The following is a 16,038-nucleotide window of genomic DNA, read 5'->3' on the forward strand; positions in this document are numbered from 1 at the left end:
TCCTCGCTGTAAGGAATGACGATTTTTGTCTGCTTTTGCTTTTCGTTACTCGTTTACCCGAATCCCGTATCTTCTTTTTGCTTCTCTCATCTGCTCCTAAAAAGAAAAAGCCCGCAACCTAGGTTGCGGGCTTTGCTATAAGCGATGTTTGTTTTGCTATTAAGCAGTCAGTGCTAACACGCTACCCGGCAGTACAAGGAATACCGCAATAAGGTAACCAGCCACTACAGCTTTGTTTTTCACAGCCATGTCAGAAATGATATCAGCTGCTTTCACTGGAAGTTCACGTAGGAACGGAATACCGAAGATGAATACCGTTGCCATGATGTTGAACACCAAGTGTACTAGAGCAATCTGAAGTGCGAATACTGCGAATTCACCAGATACTGCTGTTGCTGCTAATAGAGCGGTAATACACGTACCGATGTTTGCACCCAGAGTGAATGGGTAAACGTCACGTACTTTAAGAACACCTGAGCCTACTAGTGGAACCATCAGGCTTGTTGTCGTTGAAGAAGACTGAACAAGGATAGTAACGATAGAGCCAGAAGCGATACCGTGGATAGGACCACGACCGATTGCGTTCTTTAGAATTTCACGAGCACGGCCAACCATTAGGCTCTTCATTAGCTTACCCATTACGGTGATAGCTACGAAGATAGTCGCGATACCTAGAACGATAAGCATGATACCGCCAACAGTGTCGCCAAATGTTGATAGTGGCTCTTTAATCGCACTGACTACAGGCTTAGTGATTGGCTTGATGAAGTTTAGTCCACCCATGCTCATATCACCTGTTGCTAGCATCGGTGACACTAACCAGTGAGAAATTTTCTCTAGAATACCAAACGCCATCTCTAGTGGTAGGAAGATAGCAACGGCTAATAGGTTAAAGAAGTCGTGAATCGTCGCACTTGCGAATGCACGTTTGAACTCATCTTTACAACGAACATGACCAAGGCTAACTAGCGTATTGGTTACTGTAGTACCAATGTTTGCACCCATGATCATTGGGATTGCTAGCTCAACAGGTAAACCACCTGCCACAAGGCCAACGATAATTGAAGTAACTGTACTTGATGATTGAATAAGTGCTGTTGCCACTAAACCAATCATTAAGCCTGCAACTGGGTGTGAAGCAAATTCGAAAAGAACCTTTGCTTGCTCGCCTGTTGCCCATTTGAAGCCTGTACCAACCATTGAAACTGAAAGTAATAGTAGGTAAAGCATGAATGCCAAGTTAGCCCAGCGTAGCCAACGAGTTGTGCTCGAGATAGGCGCTGCTGCAGTAGTAGCTTGGTTCATAATGTTTTCTCCATTGGACCGTTTAAGTCTGTGTTTGGTCTGTTTGTTTAATCTGAGCGTGATGTTAGAGGGGAAATATTTCAGTAATATTACATTTTGGTTTAGGTAAGACTTTTTTGTGATGATTTACTCTTTAAATATTCCCATAGCTAATGCGGGTATTTTAAGTGTATGTTTTTATTTGATTTTTAATGGTGTTTCTATAGGTGATATAGATCTTAAAAGTTAGGAAAAAATTGAAAATAATCGCTCAAATATTACATTATGAAATCACACACTTCGAAAAAATAAGTGGTAATAACCATTTAGGTTAGGTTTTTCCGAGTTTGTTGAGCGCAGGTGTCATATTTGATATAAAAGGTTATCTACTCTTTTACTACGGCGCACTTATGTCGCATCTCAACTATAACCATCTTTATTACTTCTGGATGGTTTGCAAACAAGGCTCTGTTACTAAAGCCGCAGAAGCTCTGTTTTTAACGCCACAAACGGTAACTGGCCAGATCAAGGCGTTAGAAGAACGTATGGATGGCAAGTTAACAAAGCGTAACGGGCGCAGTGTTGAGCCTACAGAGCTGGGCCAGTTGGTCTTCAAGTACGCCGATCGCATGTTTGGCCTGAGTTATGAGATGCTGGATATCGTGAATTATAGCCAGCATTCCAATATTCTATTTGATGTTGGCGTTGCGGATGCTCTGTCCAAAAGATTGGTCAGTAAGATATTGATGTCGACTATTCCGCCCGATAACAGCATTCATTTACGCTGTTTTGAGTCGACCCATGAAATGCTACTCGAACAACTCTCTCAACATAAACTCGATATGATTCTTTCCGACTGTCCCGTTGATTCAAGCCAAAGCCCAGGCCTTTTTAGTAAGAAACTGGGTGAGAGCGGAATGAGCTTCTTCTGTTCTGGCAAAGTAGAAGGGATTAGTTTTCCTGCTGTGTTAGAACAAAGGAAGCTTTTGATCCCCGGCAGTCGAACTTCTATGGGACGAAAAGTACTGCAGTGGTTTGATAGGCAGGGTTTAAAACCCGATATTTTGGGCGAGTTTGATGATGTTGCTTTGATGAAAGCTTTTGCGCGTTATCACCATGATGCCATTTTTCTTGCTCCTACTCTTTATATGTCTGAAGTGGAAGAAGACACTTCTTTGCAACTTTTGTGTGATATTGAAGAGTTAAAAGAAGAGTACTACGTCATATTTGCGGAAAGGATGATTCAACATCCAGCAGTAAAAAATGTATGTGACGCAGATTTTAGTAAATTGTTCGAATGAGTTAGTTTGTTAATGAATTGATATCGATTATCATACCCAAGCAATATGCCGTAAATACTGATAGCCCGTAGTTGGCGTAATAAGTCGTTGGGAGCCAGACTATGAACTTAAAAGAGATGGAGAAGAACTCGGCGCAGGCCGTTATTCTACTCAAAGCCATGGCCAACGAGCGACGTTTACAGATCTTGTGCTTATTGCATGGCACAGAACTGTCGGTCGGGGAGTTATGTGGCAAGTTAGAATTGAGTCAATCAGCGTTATCTCAACATCTTGCTTGGTTGAGAAGAGATGGCTTAGTCGAAACACGTAAAGAAGCTCAGACGGTGTATTACACATTGAGCAGTGAAGAAGTAAAAGCGATGATTAACCTACTGCATGGTATGTACTGCAAGTAGCTTATTGCTGGTGGATTAGCTCATTTCCTATCAGAAGTAAGATAGGCACAAGGAAGTGTCGCTATTTATTAGTGAGGCTTAAGAACCATTATTAGCTAGGTTTAGGCAGTTATTAGCAAGGCTTAGACACCTATTCGTAAGACTTCGAGATGTGTTCGCCAAATTTCAGATATAAAAAAACCGGCCGAGGCCGGTTTTTTTCGTTTTGCGTTGTAATCAAATTTCTATTAAAGAGCTTTGATTGCAGCAGCGAAACGAGACTTATGACGTGCAGCTTTATTCTTATGAATAAGGCCTTTAGTCGCCATACGGTCTAGAAGAGGTGTAACTTCTACAAGAGCAGCAGTTGCAGCTTCTTTATTGCCAGCTTCAATAGCTGCAATAGTTTTTTTCATGTAAGTGCGCATCATAGAACGACGGCTAGCATTGTGCTGGCGACGTTTCTCAGCTTGGATAGCGCGCTTCTTAGCAGATTTACTGTTTGCCAAGGTCTAACTCCCAAAAACTTAGTTCGGTGACAATTTAAGGGCGAGGACTATCCCTCATAGGCGCTTAATTGTCAAATGATTTGTGCAAAAACCAATCTCAGCCAAACAAATTTTGGTATGGAAAGGTCATCGCGGTTAAGATGGCGGGGATTCTAACAGCATTTTTAGACCAATGCTAATAATTATGCTTCTTAGGATAGGATAGTATTTATCCTTGCTTGAAAGTAATCAACCAGTGTCAGAGGTTTGTGTGAGTAAACGACTATTAAAGTCAGGGCTGATTGTCAGTGTAATGACTTTTTTTTCCCGTGTCTTGGGGCTAGTACGTGATGTCGTAGTAGCAAACTTAATGGGGGCAGGAGCAAGTGCAGACGTATTTTTCTTCGCCAATAAAATTCCTAATTTTTTACGTCGGCTGTTTGCCGAAGGCGCTTTTTCTCAAGCCTTTGTACCAGTATTAACGGAATATCACGCCGCAGGTGATAAAGATAAAACTCGAGACTTGATAGCAAAGGTGTCCGGTACACTCGGGGTGTTGGTTTCTATTGTTACGGTGCTTGGGGTATTAGGCTCTGGGGTTATCACCGCAATGTTCGGTGCGGGTTGGTTTATTGATTGGCTTAATGACGGCCCCTCGGCGCCTAAATTTGAACTCGCCAGCCTAATGCTGAAAATTACTTTTCCTTATTTATGGTTCATTACGTTTGTTGCTTTATCAGGTGCAATCCTCAATACCATGGGCAAATTTGCGGTTTCGTCATTTACGCCAGTGTTCTTGAACGTAATGATCATTGCTTGTGCTTGGTTTCTTGCTCCTAATTTAGAACAGCCTGAAATTGGTTTATCCATCGGCGTTTTTCTTGGAGGCTTAGTTCAATTCCTGTTCCAAATGCCTTTCTTGATTAAAGCGGGAGTATTGGTTAAGCCTAAATGGGGTTGGAGAGATCCGGGCGTGGTTAAGATCCGCACGTTAATGATCCCTGCTTTGTTTGGTGTGTCAGTGAGTCAAATCAACTTGTTGTTCGATACCTTTATTGCCAGCTTTCTAGCGACGGGCTCTATCAGTTGGCTGTATTACTCGGATCGACTACTAGAATTTCCACTCGGTTTGTTTGGTATTGCCATTGCGACGGTTATTCTTCCTGCTTTATCTCGTAAGCACGTTGATTCTGAAGGTGAAGGTTTTGCTCATACCATGGATTGGGGGGTGCGCATGGTACTGCTGCTAGGCATTCCTGCGATGTTCGGTCTTATCGTGTTAGCAAAACCGATGCTGATGGTGCTGTTTATGCGTGGCGAGTTTTCTCCTCATGATGTTAATCAGGCTTCCATGTCTTTGGTGGCGTACGCTTCAGGCTTGCTGAATTTCATGCTGATTAAAGTATTGGCTCCTGGCTATTACTCTCGTCAAGACACCAAAACACCGGTGAAGTACGGCATCATTGCGATGGTGACTAACATGGTGTTCAACGCAATCTTCGCTTATTTCTATGGTTATGTTGGTTTGGCGATCGCAACTGCGTTGTCTGCGTTCGTGAACATGACTCTGCTTTATCGTGGTTTGCATTTAGCGGGTGTTTATTGTTTAACCAAGACTACCTTGTTGTTTAGCCTTAAATTATTGATCTCAGGAACGGTAATGGTTGGCGTGATTTTATGGCAGCTAGACAATATGCAATTGTGGCTTGATTGGGGCTTTAACCAAAGAGCATTGACACTAACAGGGTTGATCGCACTTGGCGCCTTTGCTTATATTGTGTCGATACTGGTTTTAGGTATCCGAGTAAAACATTTAAAAGCAGCGACAGATTAATACTGATTAGTATATAATCCGTCGGTTTCACACAATAAATGATGCAAATAACAGGTTTTAGCTGATCACAATGGAACTGATCCGAGGTATACACAATATTAAAGCACAGCATCATGGCTGTGTATTAACCATAGGTAACTTCGATGGTGTGCATTTAGGGCATCAAGAGGTTCTGAGTCAGGTTTCTAAACAAGCTGCAGCATTAGGGCTCCCTTCTGTTGTCATGACGTTTGAGCCGCAACCTATGGAGTTGTTTGCCAAAGGTAAAGCACCAGCACGTTTAACTCGCTTACGAGATAAATACGTGCAACTGAGTAAGCTAGATATTAGTCGTTTATTGTGTGTGAATTTTAATCAGTATTTTGCAAGCTTGTCTGCGGAAGCGTTCATTAAAGACCTTTTGGTTGATAAGCTTGGCGTGAAATTCTTGGTTGTCGGTGACGATTTTTGCTTCGGTAAGGGTCGTACTGGTAATTTCGCTATGCTTCAAGAAGCGGGCGAGAAGTATGGTTTTGAGGTGGTGAGCACCCAGAGCTATTGCTTAAACCAATTACGAGTAAGCAGTACTGAGATACGAAATGCGTTAGCGGCCAATGATTTGGCTTCTAGTGCTACCATGCTAGGGCGTGACTACAGTATCAGTGGTCGTGTTTCTCATGGTCGTAAACTAGGGAGAACTATCGGTTTCCCTACCGCTAATATTCCATTAAAGCGTTGTGTTTCTCCTGTTTCGGGAGTGTATGTTGTTGAAGCATTAGATATCGACGGTGTTCCTGTCGGTGGTGTTGCTAATATTGGACAACGACCAACGGTTAATGGTGTAAGGCAGCAATTAGAAGTGCATTTTTTTGACTTTAAAGCCAATTTATATGGTAAACAGTTAGAAGTACGACTTTTGCACAAACTGCGCGACGAAATAAAGTTTGAATCGTTCGACGCATTAAAGAATCAAATAGAATTGGATGCTGAAGCCGCAAGGGTGTGGCTGCTTCAGCTAAAGAATTAGTCGGATGATTCCACCGATTAACATAATGTCTAACTTCGCCCAATATAACGGAATTAAGAATCGATGAGTGATTATAAAGATACCCTGAACTTACCAGAAACAGGGTTCCCAATGCGTGGCAATCTGGCAAATCGTGAACCAGAAATGCTTAAGCGTTGGTACAAAGAAGACCTTTACGGTGAAATCCGTAAGGCAAAGAAAGGTAAAAAATCTTTCGTGCTGCATGACGGCCCTCCATACGCGAACGGCGACATTCACATTGGCCACGCGCTGAACAAGATTCTTAAAGACATTATTATCAAATCTAAGACCCTTTCTGGTTTTGATGCACCGTACATCCCTGGTTGGGACTGTCACGGTCTTCCAATCGAGTTGATGGTTGAGAAGAAGAAAGGTAAGCCTGGTCAGAAGATTTCAGCTGCTGAATTCCGCGAAGAGTGTCGTAAGTACGCTGCGGGCCAAGTTGAAGGTCAGAAAGAGAGCTTCAAACGTCTTGGTATCATGGGCGAGTGGGACAAACCTTACCGCACTATGGATTTTGGCACAGAAGCGAACATCATTCGTTCTCTAGGTAAAATCGCAGACAAAGGTCACCTACTTAAAGGTTTCAAACCTGTTCACTGGTGTACTGACTGTGGTTCTGCTCTGGCTGAAGCTGAAGTTGAATACAAAGATAAAGTTTCTCCATCTATCGATGTGAAATTTTCTGCAGCTGACGAAGCGGCTCTACTAGAGAAGTTTACTCTAGCGGAAGGCCACGCGGGTCAGGGCGAAATCTCTATCGTTATCTGGACGACAACACCATGGACTCTGCCTGCTAACCGCGCAGTATGTCTACGTGATGATCTTGAATACGTGCTTATCCAAGTTGAAGCGAATGGCGAACAGCCTGCTCAACGTATTATTGTTGCTTCTGAACTAGCAAAAGACGTAATGGATCGTGCGGGTATCGAGCGTTTCCATAACCTTGGTTTTGCGACAGGTGCTGATCTTGAGCTTTCTCAGTTCAACCACCCGTTCTACAACTTTACGGTTCCTGCTGTTCTTGGTGATCACGTAACAACTGACTCTGGTACTGGTGTGGTTCATACCGCTCCTGGTCACGGTCAAGAGGATTTCGTGGTTGGTAAGAAGTACAACCTAGAAATCGCTAACCCAGTAGGCTCTAACGGCGTTTACCTGCCAGACACTGAGCTTTTTGCTGGTCAGCATGTATTCAAAGCGAACGATTCTGTTTTAGAAGTTCTAAAAGAGAAAGGTGCATTACTGCATCACCATGCTTACGAGCACAGCTACCCACATTGTTGGAGACACAAAACTCCAATCATCTTCCGTGCAACACCACAATGGTTCATCTCTATGGATCAAGCTGGCCTACGTGCAAAAGCACTAGAGTCAACGAAGAGTGTTGAGTGGATGCCAGAATGGGGTCAAAGCCGTATCGAAGGTATGATCGAAGGTCGCCCTGAGTGGTGTATCTCTCGTCAACGTACTTGGGGTGTGCCAATTGCTCTGTTCGTTCATAAAGAAACATCAGAACTTCACCCGGATAGCCCAGCGCTTATTGAAAAAGTAGCGAAGCTTGTGGAAGAAAAAGGCATTCAAGCTTGGTGGGATGTAGATGCTGCTGAACTGATGGGTGCTGAAGACGCTGACAAGTACGAAAAAGTACTTGATACGCTAGACGTATGGTTCGACTCAGGTGTAACGCACTTCTCTGTTGTGGATTCTCGTGAAGAGTACAACTTCCCGAATGAAGAAAGAACGCACAGTGCTGATCTTTACCTTGAAGGTTCTGACCAACACCGTGGCTGGTTCCAGTCATCTTTGATTTCATCTATCGCGATGAAAGACGAAGCACCATACAAGCAAGTGCTAACGCACGGTTTCGTGGTTGATGGTAACGGCCGTAAGATGTCTAAATCTATCGGTAACGTTGTTGCTCCTAAAGATGTAACGAACAAGCTAGGCGCAGATATTCTACGTCTATGGGTTGCTTCTACGGATTACACTAACGAAGTTGCGGTTTCTGACGAGATCCTTAAGCGTTCAGCTGATGCATACCGTCGTATTCGTAACACGGCTCGTTTCTTCCTAGCGAACTTGAACGGTTTCAACCCTGAAACTGACCTAGTTCCTGCTGAAGAAATGGTTGCACTTGATCGCTGGGCTGTTGGCCGTGCTCAAGCTGCACAAGAAGAGATCGTTAAAGCATACGGTGAGTACAACACTCACGGTGTGACTCAACGTCTAATGCAGTTCTGTTCTATCGAAATGGGTTCTTTCTACCTAGACGTAATTAAAGACCGTCAGTACACAGCGAAACAGGGCAGCCATGCTCAACGTAGCTGTCAAACGGCGCTTTACTACATCGTAGAAGCTCTAGTTCGTTGGATGGCTCCTATCATGTCGTTCACTGCAGATGAAATCTGGAACGAGATGCCAGGTGAGCGCGACACGTTTGTATTCACTGGCGAGTGGTTCGAAGGCCTATTTGGTCTTGCTGACGACGAAGAGCTAAGCAACGAATTCTGGACTGAAATCCAGTCAGTTCGTGGCGCAGTGAACAAGCTTCTTGAAGATGCTCGTAAAGAGAAAACAATCGGTGGTGCACTGCAGGCTGAAGTTACTCTATACGCTGACGATGCACTAGCGGCTAAAATCAACAAGCTAGAAGATGAGCTACGTTTCGTACTTATCACTTCTGCTGCTGTTGTTAAGCCACTTAGCGATAAGTCTGATACAGCTCAAGCGACAGACGTTGAAGGTCTGTACGTTGAAGTTGCAGCAACTGAAGCTGAGAAGTGTGACCGTTGCTGGCACCACACTCCAGATGTAGGCACAATTGAAGGTCACGAGAAAATTTGTGGTCGTTGTGTGTCGAACATCGACGGTGAAGGCGAAGTGCGTAAGTTCGCATAACGACTCAGAGAAAGACTGAACTTTTTGTAAAAATCATAGCCCCAGTATCAACTGGGGTTATTTTTAATTATAGGAAATGTGTTTAACCAAGCTGACTTCTCGTGTTCATTCTTGAGAGTGGATAATGAGATGATTTGACTGAGTAGATACTAGGAATAGAAATGAGTGAAGTTTCGTTAAAACAATCTGGTGTGCGTTGGTTATGGCTGGCTTTGCTGGTGTTCCTTGCTGATATCGGTATCAAACTCTTTGTCATGGACAACATGGGTTATGGCTGGGCAAACCGTATTGAGGTGTTGCCATTCTTTAACTTTTTGTATGTTCATAACTATGGTGCTGCATTTAGCTTTCTGAGCGATCAGAGCGGCTGGCAGCGTTGGTTGTTTACGGGTATCGCATTTGCGGTAACGGGTATGCTGACATACTGGATGAGCAAACTACCGGCGACAGAAAAGTGGAATAACATTGCTTATGCGATCATCATTGGTGGCGCGGTAGGTAACGTGTTCGACCGTGTTGTACATGGTTTTGTGGTTGATTACCTAGACTTCTACTGGGGTACTTACCATTGGCCTGCATTCAACTTGGCTGATATGGGGATCTGTATCGGTGCTGCGATGATCATCTTAGATGGCTTCCGCAAGAAAGATGAAAGCAAATAGGCGACTCAAGCATTAATGAGTATTAAGTAAATCGCTTTGAAATAGATTGCCCTAAAGTCAGTCTATGACTCACAGAATAGAATAGCCCTAAGCGCTGTCGGTTGATTCCGACGGCGCTTTTTTTTATGCTTCAGTCAACAAGGAAGCAAAGCACAGCGCATCCTCAAATAATAAAGAAATCTAAGGAAAGTAACGTGGCAGCAATTAAAAATGATTCAGCAGTAACTCTACATTTTACGATTAAAATGAAGGATGGTTCAGTTGCCGATAGCACCGAAAATATGGGTAAACCCGCTAAGTTCGTTATGGGTGATGGTAGCTTAAGCGAAAACTTCGAAGCGTGTTTGCTTGGACTTGAAGCGGGTACAGAAAAATCTATCGAACTGAAAGCACAAGATGCGTTTGGTATGCCTAACCCAGACCATATCCACCATATGGATAAAGCGAAGTTTGCTGGTGGTACTGATGTTGAAGTCGGTACTATCATGGCGTTCTCTGGCCCTGACGGTATGGAGATCCCGGGCATTATCACTGATATCGCAGGTGATTCAGTGACGGTTGATTTTAATCACCCATTAGCAGGCCAAGACGTTACGTTTGACGTCAACATCTTAGCGGTGGAATAGCTATCGTAACGATAGCATAACATCGCCTTACAGGTGTGACGCAACCCAGAGCTTCACTGTGTAGGCGCTTCACTGTAGAATGCGAACCTCGCTGACAGCGAACTCTATAGAAACAACCTTAGTACCGCGGTAAATGATGAGCAATGAAATGAAAATAATGTTAGCTAACCCTCGTGGCTTTTGTGCTGGTGTCGATCGTGCAATCAGCATCGTAGAACGCGCACTGGAAATGTATCAGCCACCGATCTATGTTCGCCATGAAGTGGTGCACAACCGCTTTGTTGTTGAGGGGCTCAAGCAGCGTGGTGCTATTTTTGTCGAAGAACTGAGTGAAGTGCCAGACGACAATATCGTGATCTTTTCTGCTCACGGTGTATCTCAAGCGGTTCGTAAAGAAGCGAAAGAGCGTGAACTCACGGTATTTGATGCGACATGCCCATTGGTAACCAAAGTACATATGGAAGTTGCTCGTGCGAGCCGCAAGCATATGGAAGTGGTTCTGATTGGTCACGCGGGTCACCCTGAAGTGGAAGGCACTATGGGCCAGTACGCTAGCCAAACGGGTGGTATGTACTTGGTTGAGAAACCAGAGGACGTACAGAACCTAGTGGTGAATGATCCAAGTAACTTGCATTATGTTAGCCAAACCACGTTGTCCGTTGATGAAACGGCGGATGTGATTGAAGAGTTACGCCGCGTGTTCCCTGAGATCCAAGGGCCACGTAAAGATGATATTTGCTACGCAACACAAAACCGTCAAGACGCAATTCGTGAGATGGCCGGTGATGTTGATGTTGTGATTGTTGTCGGTTCTAAGAACTCATCTAACTCAACACGTTTGAAAGAGCTGGCTGAGAAGCTAGGCACGCCAGGTTACCTAACCGATTGCCCTGAAGACATTCAAACAGAATGGGTTGAAGGCAAAAAGAAAATTGGTGTGACAGCGGGTGCTTCAGCGCCTGAAGAGCTAGTAAACCAAATCTTAGATCGTATTCGTGAGCTAGGTGCAACTGAAGTTGAAGAGATTCAAGGTCGTGAAGAGAACATGTTCTTCGAAGTACCAAAAGAGCTACAGATCAAGCAAGTCGACTAATCTCTATTGATTGGTGACATCATCGATTCGTGATACTAGCGATTCGCAAACACTATCGATTTGTAAACCGCAGGAAGCCAACGTTGATGCGTTGGCTTTTTTGATCGCGCTATATCTTGGCATTAAATGTGTTTACTGAAGACCGAGTTGCTCTTTTAAAGTCTTTAGGTAACGACGACTGACAGGGACTTCAAAGCCAGTCAGTGTGATGATCTCTGCTAATCCATTTTCTAACAATTTGATCTCTTGGATCGATTTTATGTTGATCAAATATTGACGATGACAGCGGATCAAATCGGTCTTTTCTTCTAGGATCTTCAAGGTTAACTGTGAAGTGGCGGTTTGTGATGAACTACGAACATGCACACCACTGATATCAGAATAGGCGCACTCGACCGTTTGGCTTGCCATGATCACAATGCGGTTGTGACCAATACACGGGATTTGTTCTAAGTGGCAGGGAGCAATCGCTGAGATGTTTTGTTCTGGCGCTTTCTGGTTCTGCTTGATGACTTTATTCAGACGACAAACACTCTTGTTTAATCGACAAGGTTCAACCGGTTTGAGTAGGTAATCAAAAGCATTGTCTTCAAAGGCTTGAATCGCATATTGATCGTAAGCGGTCACGAACACCACGTAGGGCATGGTGTCTGGGTCAAGCATGCTCAGCAATTCAATCCCTGTAACCTGAGGCATTTGGATATCCAAATACACCACATCCGGCTTGAGAAGGTTGATCTGTTTCAGTCCTTCGATCGCGTTACTCGCTTGGCCAATGATTTCTACTTCACCTGTTTCAGTCAGTAGTTCAATCAGCTCTTCACGAGCAAAAAGCTCATCATCGACAACTAATGCTTTTAACATCCTACAATCTTCATCTTGATTCTATCCCTGCTTGATTCACGCTTTTCTTTTAAATGTCAGCTTCTAAATGTTTCGACTCGAGCGATTCGTCTTCGAAAAACCCACTATTTTAGTATAGGTATGATAAAGCTCATTCGAGTAAATTGCTGTGGTTGAGATTCTATTTTTAGTGCAGAGTCTTGTCCAAAGAAATTAGTGAGTCGTTTATCAACAATTTCCATCCCTAAACCGACATGGTCTTGAGATGGCTTCTGATAGTTGCCTGCATTGTCTTCCACGATCAGCTTAAATCCACCCTCGAAAGCTTCGCTATAGATCTTCACTTGGCCGCCTTCCAACATGTTTGAAATACCATGCTTGATGGCGTTTTCAACCAGTGGCTGCAGGGTAAAGCTTGGCAGTTGCGACTCATACAATTGTGGGTCGATATCCCATTCCACTTCTAATCGGTCGGTAAAACGCGCCTTCTCAATAGTTAGGTACGCATTAACGTGTGCCAACTCGTCTTTGAGTTTCACGGTATTGATATTCTGCTTCAGGTTACTTCTAAAGAAGTGAGACAGATGTTGAATAAGCTCTCGTGCTTTATCAGGATCACGACGTGTAACGGCACTGATTGTGTTGAGTGCATTGAACAGGAAGTGAGGGTTAACTTGAGCGTGCAGCAGTTTGATCTCTGCTTGGGTGAGCAGTGTTTGCTGCTGCTGATAGTTGCTGAATAAGATCTGACTCGACAATAGCTGAGCGATACCTTCACCCATCGACATGTTGATGGTCGAGAACAGCTTTAGCTTTGGCTCATACAACTTGATGGTACCGACCACTTCATTACCCGCACGCAGTGGAATAATAAGCGCAGAGCCCAATTTACAATCTTGCGAAAGAGAGCATTGGTACGGGTTCTCTTTACCATCAAGGTAGATGATGTCGTTCTGTTCCATCGAGGTAAGAGTGCTCTGCGATGAAATCGGGGTGTTTGGAATATGATGTTCATCGCCAATGCCGACGAACGCGAGGATTTTCTCTCGGTCGGTAATTGCTACTGCACCAACATTGGTCTCTTCGTAAACGATACGTACGATTTTTTGTGCGTTATCCGAATTAAACCCACCATGCAGAATACCTACCGAACGTTCGGCGATGGTGAGTGCGCGGCGAGAGAAGGTCGCAGAGTATTTTTCGAAGATGGTCTTACGATCTTGGATGATACTCATGAACAGCGCTGCACCCACAGAGTTGGCGATGATCATTGGCGCGGCAATATCGGAGACCAGAGCGTAGGATTGCTCGAACGGTTTCGCGACGGCAAGCAAGATGATCATCTGAATAATTTCGGCAAACAGGGTCACAGAAAATACCACCAGAGGATTAAACAATTGGCTGGCTTTGTTCTTTCTCACTAGGTAAACGTGTAATAGACCGCCAATCAAGCCTTCTGCTGTGGTGGAAATCGCACAAGCTAGATCGGTGAATCCACCCAAAGAGTAACGATGGATACCGCCAGTAAAACCGACCGCAAAGCCGACCACCGGACCACCAAACAGACCGCCCATAACTGCTCCCATCGCACGGGTGTTGGCGATGGCATCATTGATCTGTAAGCCAAAATAGGTGCCCATAATACAGAACAGGGAAAACAGAACATAGCAGCTGATTTTATGACTTAAGCGCGAAGAGATGCTCAACAAAGGGAGAATCAGTGGAGTCTTACTGAGCATATAAGCAATCACTAAGTAGACACAGGTTTGTTGCAGCAGAGAGAGAATGAGTTCCATATTTTCACCTATTGAGACGCTTGTTAAGTGTAAAGCTCATTGCTTGGTAACGGTAGCTTTGCTTGTGTTTTCGTTGGTTATATCGAGCGAGGATTGCTTGTCAGGCTAAGTCCAATATTGATGTAACAATGCTGAGATACAGTAAAGCCCATCACAGTGGACGGGCTTTAGTCTTAATTTCCACGAATCACTGGGTGATTACGGGAGCAAGCGAAGTTGTGCTTGGCAGTTCTTTTGTCTCTTTCTATGAAGATTGGTCTCTTTTTCCAAAGAGCCTAAAAGAACTAGGCTGTTTTAGTCACCGGTTTTGACTCTTGATCTTGCTCGTCTTCAGCTAGGTCGATATCGCCTTTGCCTTTTGAAATCTTGATAACGTAAGCCGTAATCAGTAGAGATGAAACCACACCTACGATTGTTGAGATTTGCATAGGTAGACCAAAACCTAGTTGGCTGTTGTTCAGGATGAATGTGATACACACAGACGTCATGAAGATAGCTGGAACCGTTGTTACCCAGTGCAGTTTGTTGTGACGAAGTAGGTAGGCTGAAGCTGTCCACAGCATCATTACTGCCGTTGATTGGTTAGCAAAACCGAAGTAGCGCCAGATGATACCGAAATCTACTTGAGTCAGGATGCCACCAAGAACGAATAGCGGTAGAGCCATCAGTAGGCGGTTACGCAGTGTTTTCTGTTCCATGTTGAAGTATTCAGCAAGGATAAGACGGCTTGAACGGAACGCTGTGTCACCAGAAGTGATCGGTAGGATAACCACGCCAAGGAAAGCAAGGATACCGCCAAATACACCCAGTAGGCCAAATGAAGCGCTGTATACCACGTTACCTGGACCGCCGTTTGCAATCGCGTCAGACAGAGACTCAACTGAACCGAAGAACGACAGAGCAAGTGCACACCAGATTAGAGCGATGATGCCTTCACCAATCATTGCACCGTAAAATACGAAGCGACCGTTCTTCTCGTTTTCCATACAACGCGCCATCAAAGGAGACTGAGTTGCGTGGAAGCCAGAGATAGCACCACAAGCGATGGTGATGAATAGAGCAGGCCAAAGAGGTAGGTCATTCGGGTTCATGTTGGTGAACATGTCTTTCATCTCGAAGCCACCCATGATTTGGTGCTCGTCAGATAGACCAATCGCCGTGATTAGGCCAACAGACATAAAGATAAGTAGTGCACCGAACAGTGGGTAGAAGCGACCAATGATTTTATCGACAGGGACAATCGTTGCGATGATGTAGTAAGCAAAGATGATAACAACCATAGTGCTTGCAGACATCACGAAATCAGTTTGGTCGTTCACTAGGTTAGTGATCATGCCTGCTGGAGCAGAAACGAAAACCACACCAACAAGAAGCAGTAGAACAATGGCAAAGATGTTCATAAAGTGTTTTGCGCCATTGCCTAGGTAACGTCCAGTGATGGTTGGAACCGAAGCACCGCCATTACGGATAGATAACATACCTGAGAAGTAGTCGTGTACTGCACCTGCGAAGATACAACCTAGTACAATCCAAAGCATTGCTGCTGGGCCGTAAAGGGCACCCATGATAGGACCGAAGATTGGACCGACACCTGCAATGTTAAGCAGTTGAACTAGGTAAACCTTTGGCGTCGACATTGGAACGTAGTCCACGCCGTCTTGCTTGGTATGAGCAGGTGTTTGACGCTTTTCATTGATACCGAAGATCTTCTCGATAAAGGCACCGTAAATAAAGTAGCCACCAATGAGTGCTGCGACGCAGGTAAGAAACCACATCATAATTTGTTATCCCTGAATGTATTAATTAAGT

The 16,038-nt window shown here is 44.3% G+C and carries 13 protein-coding genes; 8 read left to right on the top strand and 5 right to left on the bottom strand.

From position 1 onward, the window contains the following. Positions 1–159: 159 nt before the first annotated feature. On the bottom strand, positions 160–1,305 hold the full coding sequence (locus tag QUF19_RS02610) for a Na/Pi symporter (protein ID WP_102434701.1): 1,146 nt from the start codon (positions 1,303–1,305) through the stop codon (positions 160–162). Between the two features lie 389 nt (positions 1,306–1,694). Here QUF19_RS02610 and nhaR point away from each other — a divergent pair, with 389 nt between their 5' ends. Continuing rightward, positions 1,695–2,585 carry a transcriptional activator NhaR gene (gene nhaR / locus QUF19_RS02615; RefSeq protein WP_017106778.1) on the top strand — a complete coding sequence of 297 codons (891 nt, stop codon included), beginning with the start codon at positions 1,695–1,697 and terminating at the stop codon, positions 2,583–2,585. A gap of 101 nt (positions 2,586–2,686) precedes the next feature. Then, positions 2,687–2,980, top strand: coding sequence for an ArsR/SmtB family transcription factor (locus QUF19_RS02620; protein ID WP_009848443.1), 294 nt, complete (start codon positions 2,687–2,689; stop codon positions 2,978–2,980). A 227-nt stretch (positions 2,981–3,207) separates the two neighbouring features. On the opposite strand, the gene rpsT is transcribed toward QUF19_RS02620, so the two are convergent. Continuing rightward, positions 3,208–3,468, bottom strand: coding sequence for a 30S ribosomal protein S20 (gene rpsT, locus QUF19_RS02625; protein WP_012603273.1), 261 nt, complete (start codon positions 3,466–3,468; stop codon positions 3,208–3,210). Between the two features lie 250 nt (positions 3,469–3,718). On the opposite strand from rpsT, the gene murJ reads away from it, so the two are divergent. The 6 genes from murJ to ispH all read left to right on the top strand — a co-directional run bounded on the left by murJ (position 3,719) and on the right by ispH (position 11,590). Next, positions 3,719–5,281, top strand: a complete 1,563-nt coding sequence (gene murJ / locus QUF19_RS02630; RefSeq protein ID WP_353505920.1) for a murein biosynthesis integral membrane protein MurJ — start codon at positions 3,719–3,721, stop codon at positions 5,279–5,281. Positions 5,282–5,351: 70 nt separating this feature from the next. Next, positions 5,352–6,287 (top strand): bifunctional riboflavin kinase/FAD synthetase, encoded by a 936-nt coding sequence (gene ribF, locus QUF19_RS02635; protein WP_016799151.1) that lies wholly within the window; start codon positions 5,352–5,354, stop codon positions 6,285–6,287. Positions 6,288–6,350: 63 nt separating this feature from the next. Next, positions 6,351–9,209 carry an isoleucine--tRNA ligase gene (gene ileS / locus QUF19_RS02640; RefSeq protein WP_065113194.1) on the top strand — a complete coding sequence of 953 codons (2,859 nt, stop codon included), beginning with the start codon at positions 6,351–6,353 and terminating at the stop codon, positions 9,207–9,209. Between the two features lie 161 nt (positions 9,210–9,370). Next, positions 9,371–9,871, top strand: a complete 501-nt coding sequence (lspA, locus tag QUF19_RS02645; protein ID WP_004739521.1) for a signal peptidase II — start codon at positions 9,371–9,373, stop codon at positions 9,869–9,871. A gap of 194 nt (positions 9,872–10,065) precedes the next feature. Beyond that, positions 10,066–10,497 (top strand): FKBP-type peptidyl-prolyl cis-trans isomerase, encoded by a 432-nt coding sequence (gene fkpB / locus QUF19_RS02650; protein WP_017080268.1) that lies wholly within the window; start codon positions 10,066–10,068, stop codon positions 10,495–10,497. Between the two features lie 136 nt (positions 10,498–10,633). After that, positions 10,634–11,590 carry a 4-hydroxy-3-methylbut-2-enyl diphosphate reductase gene (ispH, locus tag QUF19_RS02655; protein WP_029222310.1) on the top strand — a complete coding sequence of 319 codons (957 nt, stop codon included), beginning with the start codon at positions 10,634–10,636 and terminating at the stop codon, positions 11,588–11,590. A gap of 132 nt (positions 11,591–11,722) precedes the next feature. Here ispH and btsR read toward each other — a convergent pair whose 3' ends face one another. From btsR to QUF19_RS02670, 3 genes are all read right to left on the bottom strand, one after another. Beyond that, positions 11,723–12,454, bottom strand: coding sequence for a two-component system response regulator BtsR (btsR, locus tag QUF19_RS02660; protein WP_017106772.1), 732 nt, complete (start codon positions 12,452–12,454; stop codon positions 11,723–11,725). A 104-nt stretch (positions 12,455–12,558) separates the two neighbouring features. Beyond that, a complete protein-coding gene (locus QUF19_RS02665) occupies positions 12,559–14,229 on the bottom strand; it encodes a sensor histidine kinase (RefSeq protein ID WP_102434703.1) in 1,671 nt (556 codons plus the stop codon). 284 nt (positions 14,230–14,513) lie between these two features. Continuing rightward, positions 14,514–16,007, bottom strand: a complete 1,494-nt coding sequence (locus QUF19_RS02670) for a carbon starvation CstA family protein (RefSeq protein ID WP_286295596.1) — start codon at positions 16,005–16,007, stop codon at positions 14,514–14,516. Positions 16,008–16,038: the final 31 nt, after the last annotated feature.

This window comes from Vibrio sp. FE10 (genome assembly GCF_030297155.1).
GTDB classification, from domain to species: domain Bacteria; phylum Pseudomonadota; class Gammaproteobacteria; order Enterobacterales; family Vibrionaceae; genus Vibrio; species Vibrio apostichopi.

Coding starts and splice junctions, on each gene's coding strand:
- QUF19_RS02610 (WP_102434701.1), bottom strand. CDS start 1,305: ATGAACCAAGCTACTACTGCAGCAGCGCCTATCTCGAGCACAACTCGT.
- nhaR (WP_017106778.1), top strand. CDS start 1,695: ATGTCGCATCTCAACTATAACCATCTTTATTACTTCTGGATGGTTTGC.
- QUF19_RS02620 (WP_009848443.1), top strand. CDS start 2,687: ATGAACTTAAAAGAGATGGAGAAGAACTCGGCGCAGGCCGTTATTCTA.
- ribF (WP_016799151.1), top strand. CDS start 5,352: ATGGAACTGATCCGAGGTATACACAATATTAAAGCACAGCATCATGGC.
- ileS (WP_065113194.1), top strand. CDS start 6,351: ATGAGTGATTATAAAGATACCCTGAACTTACCAGAAACAGGGTTCCCA.
- lspA (WP_004739521.1), top strand. CDS start 9,371: ATGAGTGAAGTTTCGTTAAAACAATCTGGTGTGCGTTGGTTATGGCTG.
- ispH (WP_029222310.1), top strand. CDS start 10,634: ATGAGCAATGAAATGAAAATAATGTTAGCTAACCCTCGTGGCTTTTGT.
- btsR (WP_017106772.1), bottom strand. CDS start 12,454: ATGTTAAAAGCATTAGTTGTCGATGATGAGCTTTTTGCTCGTGAAGAG.
- QUF19_RS02665 (WP_102434703.1), bottom strand. CDS start 14,229: ATGGAACTCATTCTCTCTCTGCTGCAACAAACCTGTGTCTACTTAGTG.
- QUF19_RS02670 (WP_286295596.1), bottom strand. CDS start 16,007: ATGATGTGGTTTCTTACCTGCGTCGCAGCACTCATTGGTGGCTACTTT.